The following is a 13005-nucleotide window of genomic DNA, read 5'->3' as shown; positions in this document are numbered from 1 at the left end:
ACTCCTAGACCGCCGCCGAGCCGACACGGCCCTTGCGCAGTGCATCGATGACCGCTTCTTTCGGGCCGTCAGCGACGACCCGGCCGTTATCCAGCACCAGCAACCGGTCCACCAGACTCAACATCGAGGTACGGTGGGTGACCAGCAGCAGCGTCTTGCCTTGTACCCAGCCGTGCAGCTTCTGCCGCAGCAAGTCCTCGCTGCTGTTGTCCATGGCGCTGGTGGGTTCGTCGAGCAGCATGATCGGTGGATCGAGCAGCAGCGATCGCGCCAGCAAAACTGCCTGACGTTGACCGCCGGAGAGCAATTGCCCGCGCTCGCCCACCGGACGATCGAAGCCTTGCGGGTGCTGGCGAGCGAGTTCGGTGACGCCGGTCAGTTCGGCCACTTCGAGCATGCGTGAATCGCTGATGTAGCGTGCGCCAAGGGTGAGGTTGTCGCGCAGGCTGCCGGCGAGCAGCGGCAGGTCGTGGGCGACATAACCGATTTGCTGACGCAGATCGGCGACGTCGAGTTGGCGCAGGTCGAGGCCGTCGAGCAACAGTTGGCCTTCTTCGGGTTCGTAGAAGCCCATGACCAATCGCGCCAACGTACTTTTGCCCGAACCGCTGCGACCGATGATGCCGACCCGCTCACCGGGTTTCAGGCTGAAGCTGACATTGCTCAGCGCCGGCGCATTCTGGCCGTTGTAATGAAAGGTCACGCCGCTGACGTCCAGCGCGCCTTGCAGTTGCGTGCGTTCCAGCGGCCGTTGTTTGCCGTCGCGTTCCTGCGGCAGAGCCATCAGCGCATCGGTGCTTTTCATGGTCAGTTGCGCTTGCTGATAGCGGGTGATCAGCCCGGCAATCTGCCCCAGCGGCGCGAGCACGCGGCTGCCGAGCATATAACTGGCGACCAGCGCACCGACGCTGAGGTTGCCGGCGATGATGCTGTAGACCCCGGCAACGATCGTCGCCATCCCGGAAAACTGCTGAATGAACAGCGTGCCGTTGGTGGCCAGCGCCGACAAATTACGCGCGTGGCTGTCGAGACGGGTGAGGGCGCCGTGGGTGCTTTCCCATTTGTGCTGGCGCTCACTTTCGGCGCTGCAGGCCTTGAGGGTTTCCAGACCGCCGAGGGTTTCGATCAGCACGGCCTGCCGTTCAGCGCCGAGACTCAGGCTCTTTTGCACGGTGTCACGCAGGCGGACCTGAATGATCATCGCGAAGAGGATGGTGATCGGAAACGCCAGCAGCGGAATCACCACCAGCCAGCCGCCGAGCAGGCCGATAACTACCAACATCAGCACCACGAATGGCAGGTCGATCAGGCTGGTCAGCGTCACTGCCGTGAGGAATTCGCGCAGGCCCTGAAAGTCATGAATGCTCTGCGCGAAACCGCCGATGGTCGCCGGCCGTGCCTTCATCGACATGCCGGTGATGCGCTCGAATAAAGTCGCGGAAAGGATCACATCGGTTTTCTTGCCGGCGGTGTCGAGCAGGTGTGCGCGCACCACCCGCAAAACCAATTCAAACCCTGTACCGATCAGCAAGCCGATCGACAGCACCCACAGGGTCGACGTGGCCTGATTCGGCACGACGCGGTCGTAGGTCTGCATGACAAACAGCGGCACCATCAGGCCTAACAGGTTGATCAGGAAACTGGCGAGAATCGCGTCGCTATACAACCATTTCGACAGCTTCAGGGTGTCGCGAAACCACGCATGGACCCGTGGCACCAATGGCGAGCGCAGGTCTTCGAGTTCGTGGCGCGGGCGGGCGAACAAGGCCTGGCCGCTGTAGTGTTCATTGAGTTCTTCGCGGCTGATCCATTGTTCGCCGCCATCGGCTTCGCTGGGCAGAATCAACGCTTTGCCGTCGTCGCCGAAACGCCGCAACACGGCGGTGCGGCCGTCGTTGAGCAGCAACAGAAGCGGCAGATTGAGCGGCGAGATGTCTTTCAGTTCACGGCGCAGAATGCGCGCCTGCAACCCGGCCCTCGCGGCGGCGCGGGGTAACAGGTCGAGACTCAGGCGTTGTTTGTTCAGCGGCAGCCCGGCACTCAGGCTGGCCCGACTGACCGTCGCGCCATGCAGTTTGCAGAGGATCAACAGGCCGTCGAGTAACGGATCATCGAAGCTCAGCCGCGGATCGACCCCGGTGTGGCCGGGTTCCATGCTGGTCATATTGATCGCTCCCGTTGATGACTACCCGATAACCCGTGGCGAGGGAGCTTGCTCCCGCTTGAGTGCGCAGCACTCACCTGGATTTCATTGCCGCCTGATGCTTTGGGGCCGCTGCGCAACCCAGCGGGAGCAAGCTCCCTCGCCACAATGGGTTATTTCAACTCGGGCAAGCGCGCTTCGTTTTTCACTTCGGTCGCGGCAATCGCATCCGCCGGCAGCACCACTCGTTGTTTGCTCAGCAACTGGCCCATGTTCGCCAGCACGCGGTACATCGAATATTCCTCGGTGTAGCGGATTTCGGTGTAGCGGCGGTTGGCGTTGTAGAGCTCGTTTTCACTGTCGAGCAAGTCGAGCAGGGTTCGTTGGCCAAGGCCGAACTGGTCCTGATAAGCCGCGCGTACGCGTTTGGTGGTTTCGGCGTACTCGCGGGCGGTCGGGGTCTGTTTCTTCGCGTTTTCCATGGCGTTCCACGCCAGGCGGATGTTCTCGTTGAGCTGGCGCAGGGCGTTGTTGCGGATGTCCATCGCCTGATTGATCTGGTGCGCGTCGGAGGCGAGGCGCGCCTTGTCGCTGCCGCCACGAAACAGGTTGTAGTTCATCACCACACCTACGCGCCATTCGTTGTCGTGGCCTTCATCGCCTTGCACGTTGTTGTTCGCGCCCACGGCGGCTTCGGCATCGAAGCGCGGGTAGAACGGCGATTTGGCGACTTCATACTGGCTCTCGGCCGACTGCACGTCAGCCTGCGCGGATTTCAGATACGGGTTGTTGTCGACCATGCTCTGCTGGGCTTCACGCAATTCGGTCGGCAGTTCGCCACGGGTCGAGGCCGGCGTTTCCAGCTCATCGGGCATGCGCCCGACCACACTGTAGAAGTTTGCTTCGGCGTCAGACAGATCGACTTCGGCGGTGTCGAGGTTGTTCTGCGCCAGCGCTTTACGCGCGACCGATTGATCCGAGTCGGCGGTGCTGCCGACGCCGCGCTCGGTGCGCAGGCCGATCTGGTCATTGACGCGCAAGTGCGCCTGCAGGTTGTTGCGCGCCAGCGTCACCAGCTCGCGGCGCTTGAGCACTTCGAGGTAGACCTCGATGGTGCGCAGGGCCAGATCCTGAGCGGTGCCTTGCGCGTAGTACGCGCGCGAATTTGACACGCCTTTGGTGCGCTCGACTTCGTTGGCGGTGTTGAAACCATCGAACAGCATCTGCCGCAGGCGCAGCTCCGACTGGGTGTAATTGAGGATTTCGGTGTGGTGATTACCGAAGGCCCGGGTGTTGGTGTTGTCGCTGTAGCCACGGCCATACGCGGCGTTCAAATCGACGGACGGATAGAAGCCGCCCTTGGCGACTTTGATTTGTTCATCAGCCGACAGGCGCGCGTCCACGCGCGAAGCCAGTTCCGGGTGTGTAGCGATGGTGCTTTGAATAGCCTCGGTGAGGTTCATGGCCTGGGCTTGAGAAGTGCAAGCCATGGCCAGCAAAACCGCGCTGCAGAGGGGGGTTAGAACGCGCATGGGTGCATCTCCCTGAGTCCTGATGGTGTGTTACTGTCGCCAAATATTTGACGATATTTTTAGGTCTAAGCGTTTCACTCTTGTAACAACAGAGCTAAGAACATCCTAGAGCGTAGCTAAGAAAAATTTTTCATAAGGCTTATGCCGAAAAAAACTTATGCGCTTTGTAAAAACCGGCACATTGTTCAGGACGAAAGCCTTTGTTTTATGCGCTTTAGGGAGCTCAAAAAGGCTTGAGGAAAGTTCCACTCACTTTGCGACATACGGCGAAGTACTGCTGAAGGGGAGGGACGCGTAGCGGTCAACGAGCGACAGATTTTTGTCACTCGGGTGATTCACCACCGTTACGTAGCGTTAGTGGGCGGGCGACCTTGATCAGGACGCGGAAGTGCTTGATGGCACTGAAGTTTCCTTAAGGAGCCACCTGCGAAACGAACTGTCGAGGGTGCGAGCGTCGCCCCGACAACCCGATTGAGCCATGGGCTGCTTCGCTTACCAGTGCCGACGGTGGTCGGCAGCGGAGGATTTCACATGGCAACGCTCATCGGCATCGTCAGTAAGGTTGTAGGTCAGGTATTCGCTCAGGCAACTGACGGTACTAAACGCGCACTGGTTGAGGGGGATCGCCTGTATGCCGGCGATCAACTGATCACCGGCGCCGAAGGCGCCGTCGCCGTTCATCTGCAAAACGGCCAGGAACTGACCTTGGGCCGCGACAGCAGCCTGACCATGACTGGCCAATTGCTGGCCGATCAAGCGGCCCATGTGGTCGCTGCGGAGGCCGTGACCCCGAGCGAAGCGCAACTGACCGACGTCGAGCAAATCCAGAAAGCCATCGCTGCCGGTGACGACCCGAGCAAAACCGCTGAAGCCACTGCCGCCGGCCCGAATGCACCGGGCGGTGCACCGGGTGAGCTGGGCGGTGGTCACAGTTTTGTCCTGCTGACGGAAGTCGGCGGACGCGTCGACCCGATCATCGGTTTCCCGACGGCCGGGTTTGGCGGTATTCCCGAGTTTCCTGAAGAACGCCACAACGCTGTCGTCGACAATGGCACCCCGGCGCCGATCGTGCCGCCACCGGTCAACAACATCGTGACCCTCACTGGCCTGGCCGTGCCGGGGGGCGAGTTGACCCTCAACGAAGCCAATCTGCCGGACGGCTCTGCCGCCAATCCGGGCGCTCTGACCCAAAGTGGCAGTTTCACCGTGACCGCACCGGACGGCTTGACCAGCCTGAGCGTTGGCGGCATCAGCCTGATCAACGCTGGCGTGGCCGTCGGTTTTCCGCAATCGATCACCACACAACTGGGCAACACCCTGACCATCACCGGTTTCAACGCAACAACCGGCGTGGTCACTTACAGCTACACCCTCAACGGCAACGAAAGCCATGCCGCCGGTGATGGCGCGAACACTCTCAGTGAACAGTTCACCGTGATCGCCGGCGACAGCAATGGCGACACCGCGACCGGCACGCTGGACGTCAACATCACCGACGACGTGCCCAAAGCGCTGGATGACAGCAACACATCGACCGCCTCGGAAACCCTGCTGACGCTGACCGGCAATGTGCTGACCAATGACGTGCAGGGTGCCGACCGTGTGGCGACCGGGCCGGTGACTGCGGGCACGTTCACCGGTACTTACGGCACCTTGGTGCTCAACGCCAACGGCACTTACACCTACACGTTGAACACCAACGACGCCGACTTCAAAAACCTGCACGGTGGTGGCAACGGCACGGAAACCTTCGCCTACACCATCACCGACTCGGACGGCGACACCAGCACCGCCAACCTCGTTTTGCAGATCCACAACAACGACGACCCGGTGATCATCAATGGCTTGAACGTCGAAGGCGGCGAGCTGACGGTTTTCGAGAAGAACCTCGGTACCGGCAGTGAACCAGATGCAACCGCACTGACCCAGAACGGCACGTTTACCATCACTGCGCTGGACGGCGTAACGACATTGACGGTTGGCGGTATTGCCGTTGTCAGCAACGGTGTAGCGGCAGGCTTCCCGCAATCGATTACCACACCGCTCGGCAGCACTCTGACGATTACCGGTTTCAATGCCACGACTGGCGTCGTGAGTTACAGCTACACGCTTGATCACAACGACGCGCACCCGACGGCCAATGGCGCCAACACGCTCAATGAGCAGTTCGCCGTGACGGTGGTCGATGACAACGGCTCCACGGCCAATGCGTCGCTGGACGTGAACATCGTCGATGACTTGCCCAAAGCCGTGGATGACTCCAATGCCGGCACCGCCTCGGAAACCAGTCTGACCTTGACTGGTAGCGTCCTGACCAACGACGTGCAAGGCGCCGACCGCGTGGTGACCAACGAAAGTGCCGGGCCGATCACCGCGGGTACATTTGCCGGGACTTACGGCACCTTGGTGTTGAACGCCAACGGCACTTACACCTATACGCTGAACACCAACGATGCAGACTTCAAAAACCTGCACGGCGGCGGCAATGGCACGGAGACTTTCGCCTACACCATCACCGACTCGGACGGCGATACCAGTACCGCCAACCTCGTTCTGCAGATCCACAACAACGATGATCCAGTGGTCATCAGCGGCCTCGACGTGAATGGCGGCGAACTCACCGTCTACGAGAAAAATCTCAGCGACGGCAGCGCACCGGATTCCACTGCATTGACGCAGAACGGCACGTTCACCATCACTGCACTCGATGGCGTGACGACGCTGACTGTCGGTGGCATCGCCGTGGTCACCAATGGCGTGGCCGCCGGATTCCCGCAATCGGTGACCACTCCGCTGGGCAGCACCCTAACCATCACCGGGTTCAATGCGACCACCGGCGTGGTCAGCTACAGCTACACCCTGGTCGATAACGAAGCGCATCCCACCGCCAACGGCGCGAACAACCTGCCTGAGCAATTCGCCGTTACCGTGGTCGACGACAACGGCACCACCGCCAACGCGACCCTCGATGTGAACATCGTCGACGACTTGCCAAAAGCCGTGGATGACAGCAACTCAGGCACCGCGTCAGAAACCTTGCTGACTCTGACTGGCAACGTCCTGACCAACGACGTGCAAGGCGCCGACCGCGTGCCAACAGGCCCCGTCACTGCCGGTACTTTCACTGGCACTTACGGCACGCTGGTGCTCAACGCTAACGGCACTTACACCTACACGCTGAACACCAACGACGCCGACTTCAAAAACCTGCACGGCGGCGGCAACGGCACGGAAACCTTCGCCTACACCATCACCGACTCGGACGGTGATACCAGCACTGCCAACCTCGTTCTGCAGATCCACAACAACGACGATCCGGTGATCATCAACGGTCTCGACGTGAATGGTGGCGAACTCACCGTCTACGAGAAAAACCTCAGCGACGGCAGCACACCGGATTCCACTGCATTGACGCAGAACGGCACGTTCACCATCACTGCACTCGATGGCGTGACGACGCTGACTGTCGGTGGCATCGCCGTCGTCACCAATGGCGTGGCCGCCGGATTCCCGCAATCGGTGACCACTCCGCTGGGCAGCACCCTGACCATCACCGGGTTCAATGCAACCACCGGCGTGGTCAGCTACAGCTACACCCTGGTCGACAACGAAGCACATCCAACCGCCAACGGCGCTAACAACCTGCCTGAGCAATTCGCCGTTACCGTGGTCGACGACAACGGCACCACCGCCAACGCGACCCTCGATGTGAACATCGTCGACGACTTGCCAAAAGCCGTGGATGACAGCAACACCGGAACTGCGTCGGAAACCTTGCTGACCCTGACCGGCAACGTCCTGACCAACGACGTGCAAGGTGCGGATCGCGTACCGACCGGACCGGTAACCCCGGGCACGTTCACTGGCACTTACGGTACTTTGGTACTGAATGCCAACGGCACTTACACCTACACCCTCAACACCAACGACACCGACTTCAAAAACCTGCACGGTGGCGGCAACGGCACGGAAAACTTCGCCTACACCATTACCGACTCGGACGGCGATACCAGCACCGCCAACCTGGTGCTGAACATCCACAACAACGACGATCCGGTGGTGCTTAACGGCCTCGACGTGAATGGCGGCGAGCTCACCGTCTACGAGAAAAATCTCAGCGACGGCACCAGTCCCGACACTCCGGCGCTGACCCAAAGCGGCACCTTCACCGTTACTGCTCTCGATGGTCTGCAAACCCTGACCGTGGGCGGCATCAACGTGGTCACCGGTGGCGTGGCCGCAGGCTTCCCGCAATCGACCGTGACGCCGCTCGGCAGCACGTTGACCATCACCGGTTACAACCCCGCCACCGGCGTGGTCAGTTACAGCTACACCCTGGTCGACAACGAAACCCATCCGAACGCCAACGGTGCCAACAGCATCACCGAGAACTTCAACGTCGTCGCCACCGACACCGATGGCAGCACGGCCAGCGGCCAGATCAACGTCAACATCGTCGACGATTTGCCCAGCGCTCATCCTGACGCCGCGTCGGTGGCGGAGGGCGGTACGGTCAGCGGCAATGTGCTGGACAATGACATCGGTGGCGCCGATGGCCCGGCCGTGACTGGCGCGGTGGTCGGCGTGCGTGCCGGCGCCGACACCTCGACGTCGGCCATCGGCGGCCTCAACAGCAACATCAACGGCACCTACGGCTACCTGACCCTGGACGCCAATGGCAACGCGGTCTACCACAGCAATCCCAATGCGGTGAACGGCCCGGGCGCGGTGGATGTGTTCACCTACACCGTGCGCGATTCCGACGGTGATGAAAGCACCACCACCATCACCATCGATGTCGCCAACAGCAAACTGAACGCGACCAGCGACACCGACGTCACCGTCTATGAGAAAGCCCTCGACCTGACCAAGGACGGCGCAGATCTGGCGCCCGGTACGGTCACCGGCAGCGACCCGACCAGCACTGGCGAAACCGCGTCCGGCACGTTGGTCGGCTCGGTCACTGGCGCAGTTGGTGCGATCAGTTACGCGCTGGTTGGCAGCGCCACCGGCAACTACGGACAGATCGTCCTCAACGCCAACGGCACTTACACCTACACGCTGACCTCGCCGGCGAGCACCACGCCGCATGCCGACGATGGCGCCAATACCCTGACTGAAACGTTCACCTATCAGGCTACCGATTCGCTGGGCAACGTCGTCACCAGCAGCATCGTCGTCAGCATCGTCGATGATGTGCCGAAAGCCGTGAACGACAGCAACGCCAACAGCGCTTCGGAAACGCAATTGATCCTGACCGGCAATGTGCTGACCAACGATGTGCAAGGCGCCGACGTAGTGGCGACCGGACCGAATGCCGGGCCGATCACCGCCGGCACGTTCACCGGTACTTACGGCACGCTGGTGCTCAACGCCAACGGCACTTACACCTACACGCTGAACCCCAACGATGCCGACTTCAAAAACCTGCACGGCGGTGGTAACGGCACCGAAACCTTCACCTACACCTTGACCGATGCTGACGGCGATACCAGCACCGCCAACCTCGTCCTGCAGATTCACAACAACGACGATCCGGTGGTGCTTAACGGCCTCGACGTCAATGGCGGCGAACTCACCGTCTACGAAAAAAACCTCAGTGACGGCACCAGCCCCGACACCCCGGCGCTGACCCAGAGCGGCACCTTCACCGTGACCGCCCTCGATGGCCTGCAAACCCTGACCGTCGGCGGCATTGCCGTGGTCACCAACGGTGTCGCCGCAGGCTTCCCGCAATCGGTGGTTTCGCCGTTGGGCAGTACCTTCACCGTCACCGGTTACAACCCGGCGACGGGTGTCGTCAGTTACAGCTACACCCTGGTCGACAATGAAGCTCACCCGACCGGCAACGGTGCCAACAGCCTCACCGAGAACTTCAACGTGGTGGCGACGGACACCGATGGCAGCACCGCCAGCGGCCAGATCAACGTCAACATCATCGATGACTTGCCGACCGCCAAAGCGGACAGCGGCTCGGTGGCGGAGGGCGGCACGGTCAACCTCAGCGTGCTCGGTAATGACGTCACCGGCGCCGATGGAGCCGCCGCAGGTGGGGCAGTAGTCGGCGTGCGCGCCGGCAGCAACACCGCGACGTCGGCCATTGGCGGCCTCAACAGCAATATCAATGGCAACTTCGGTTACCTGACCCTCGATGCGGCGGGCAATGCCGTCTATCACAGCAACCCGAACTCGGTGAGCCCACCGGGCGCCACCGACACCTTCACCTACACCATCCGCGACAGCGACGGCGATGAAAGCACCACGACCATCACCATCAACGTTGCCGACAGCAAGTTGGTAGCGTCGGTCGATCAGGACGTGACGGTGTATGAAAAAGCCCTCGACCTGACCAAGGACGGCCAGGATCTGGCCGCCGGTACGGTCACCGGCAGCGACCCCACCAACACCGGCGAAACTGCGACTGGCACGCTGGTCGGTGCAGTCACCGGCGGCACGGGCGCGATCACTTACACGTTGGTCGGTAGCGCCACCGGCAGCTATGGGCAGATTCAGCTCAATGCCGACGGCACCTACACCTACACGCTGACCTCGGCGCCGAAAACCTCGCCGAGCGCCAACGACGGCGCAAACACCCTCAGCGAAAGTTTCACCTACAAAGCCACTGACGCACTGGGCAACAGCACCACCAGCACCCTTGTGGTCAACATCGTCGATGACGTACCCAAAGCGGTAGCGTCGGAACGTTCGGTGGCGGCGGTGGAGATCGATTCCAACCTGCTCATCGTGCTCGATATCTCCGGCAGTATGGCCGATGCTTCCGGCGTGCCAGGCCTGTCGCGGCTGGCGCTGGCCAAGCAGGCGATCAGCGCCTTGCTCGACAAGTACGACGACCTCGGCGATGTCAAAGTCCAGCTCGTTACCTTCAGCAGCAACGCCACTGACAGAACGTCGGTGTGGGTCGATGTAGCCACTGCCAAGACCCTGCTTGCCGGCCTCACCGCTGGCGGCGGCACCAACTACGACGCTGCCGTGGCCACCATGTACAACGCGTTCAACACGGCGGGCAAACTCACCGGGGCGCAGAACGTCGGTTACTTCTTCTCCGACGGCAAACCCAACGAGGGCGATATCGGCACCGCCGATGAAGCAACGCTGAAAGCCTTCCTCGATGCCAACAACATCAAGAACTACGCGATCGGCCTCGGCAGCGGTGTGAGCAACGCCAACCTCGATCCGCTGGCGTATGACGGCATCAGCCACACCAACACCAACGCGGTGGTGGTGACCGATCTCAATCAACTCAACTCGGTGCTGTCCGGCACCGTGGTCGGTGCGCCGGTCACCGGTTCGTTACTGGGCGAGGGCGGCACGTTCGGCGCCGATGGCGGCTTCATCAAATCCATCGTGATCGACGGCACCACTTACACCTACGATCCGAAAGCCCTCAGCGGCCAAGGCTCGTTGACGCCAAGCGGCGGCACCAATCACGGCACCTTCAATACCGTCAACAACACGTTGAGCATCGCCACCAATAACGGCGGCACGCTGGTGATCAACCTCGACACGGGCGACTACACCTACACCTCGCAGAAAACCACGGCGGTGGTGATCACCGAGAACATCGGCTTCACCGTCAGCGACAACGACGGCGACCTCGCCAGCTCGACACTGACCGTGAAAGTGATCCCCAACGCGCCGCCGGTGGCGGTCGACGACCACGTCATCACTAACGTGCTGTCGAGCAACATCGTGGTGCCGGGCGAGCTGTTGCTGGCCAACGACACCGACCCCAACGGCGATACCCTCAACGCCACGCCAACCACCTTCAACACCGGTTGGGCGGCGAAGGGCGCGGACTTCACCGGCACCGGCGCCGTTACGTTCAATGGCAACAGCAACAGCGCCGCCAACCAGACCCTGGCCGATGTGCGCAATGCGTTCGCGGCCAACACCGCAGCGATGACCGCTGTACTGGTGATCAGCGGCTACCTCGGCGCGGTGACCAACGCCAATGCCAACGATGAAGACCTGATCACCGTCAAACTGAAACAAGGCGAAACGCTGAACCTGGATCACAACCTGGCGGCCGGGCACGTCACCCTGGAGTACTCGCTCAATGGCGGCGCGTTCGTGACCATTGCCGACGGCGGCACCATCACCGCCAGCGCCGACGGCACCTACCAGATCCACGTGACCAACATCACCAACACCAGCGGCAGCAACACCAACGCCGCAGAAAACTATCAACTGACCATGACGGTCAACTACGCCGGGGCCCACGACGTCACCCCGGACTTCCACGGCACCTACACCGCCAACGACAACCACGGCGGCAGCGACACGGCCAACGTGACCATCAGCTATCAGGACGGCCACACTCTCACCGGCACCTCGGGCGACGACATTCTGGTGGCCGGCACCGGCGACAACATCCTCAATGGTGGCGACGGCAACGACGTGCTCACCGCAGGCTCAGGCAACAACGAACTGCACGGTGGCGCCGGCAATGATTTGCTCTACAGCGGACCGGGCAATGACCTGCTCGACGGCGGCACCGGTATCGACACCGCCAGCTACGCCCACGCTACCGCCGGTGTAACCGTCAACCTCGGCCTGCTCGGTGCGCAAAACACCCTTGGCGCCGGCACCGATACCCTGACCGGCATCGAAAACCTCATCGGCTCGAACTTCAACGACACCCTGACCGGCGACAACAATAACAACGTGATCAACGGCGGTCTGGGCAACGACATCCTCAACGGTGGCGGCGGTGACGATCTGCTGATCGGCGGCATGGGCAACAACACCATGACCGGTGGCGCAGGGGCCGACACCTTCCAGTGGCTCAAGGGCAATAGCGGCCATGACCTGATCACCGACTTCACCCCCGGCACCGACAAGCTCGACCTGTCGCAACTGCTGCAAGGCGAAAACGGCACGACAGCGTCGCTGGATGACTACCTGCACTTCACCGTCAGCGGCAGCGGCGCCTCGGTGCTCACCAGCATCGATGTCAGCGCCATGGCCGGCGCCACGCCGAACCAGACGATTGATCTGGCCGGCGTCAACCTGGCTAGCCACTACGGTGTGACACCGGGGGCGGGCGGGGTGGTTGCCGGTGGGCATGACACGGCGACGATCATCAGCGGGATGTTGAATGATCATTCGTTGAAGGTGGATACGGTGTAAGCGACGCCTGAAACGACAAAACCCGCCGTCCCGGTTATGGGGCGGCGGGTTTTTTCTGTCTGATGGTATGGCGTTGCTCATTCTGGCCCCTTCGCGAGCAGGCTCGCTCCCACATTGGAGTGCGGTTAACTGTGGGAGCGAGCCTGCTCGCGAAAGCGCCAGATCTGACGCCGAATAACT

The 13005-nt window shown here is 61.5% G+C and carries 3 protein-coding genes; 1 reads left to right on the top strand and 2 read right to left on the bottom strand.

All coding sequences use genetic code 11. The annotated features are described in order from the left end of the window. Positions 1 to 4 precede the first annotated feature (4 nt). The gene (locus tag A8O26_RS20615; RefSeq protein ID WP_064119608.1) at positions 5 to 2164 is read right to left on the bottom strand and encodes a type I secretion system permease/ATPase; all 2160 of its coding nucleotides are present in this window, start codon (positions 2162 to 2164) and stop codon (positions 5 to 7) included. A 152-nt stretch (positions 2165 to 2316) separates the two neighbouring features. Beyond that, positions 2317 to 3675: a TolC family outer membrane protein gene (locus tag A8O26_RS20610; protein WP_064119607.1), complete on the bottom strand. Its 1359-nt coding sequence runs from the start codon at positions 3673 to 3675 to the stop codon at positions 2317 to 2319. 531 nt (positions 3676 to 4206) lie between these two features. On the opposite strand from A8O26_RS20610, the gene A8O26_RS20605 reads away from it, so the two are divergent. Next, positions 4207 to 12825, top strand: coding sequence for a retention module-containing protein (locus A8O26_RS20605; protein WP_064119606.1), 8619 nt, complete (start codon positions 4207 to 4209; stop codon positions 12823 to 12825). The last annotated feature ends 180 nt before the right edge of the window (positions 12826 to 13005 follow it).

It is taken from the genome of Pseudomonas fluorescens (assembly GCF_001648775.1).
Taxonomy (GTDB): Bacteria; Pseudomonadota; Gammaproteobacteria; order Pseudomonadales; family Pseudomonadaceae; genus Aquipseudomonas; species Aquipseudomonas fluorescens_M.
This window is presented reverse-complemented; position numbering and strand designations above follow the sequence as displayed.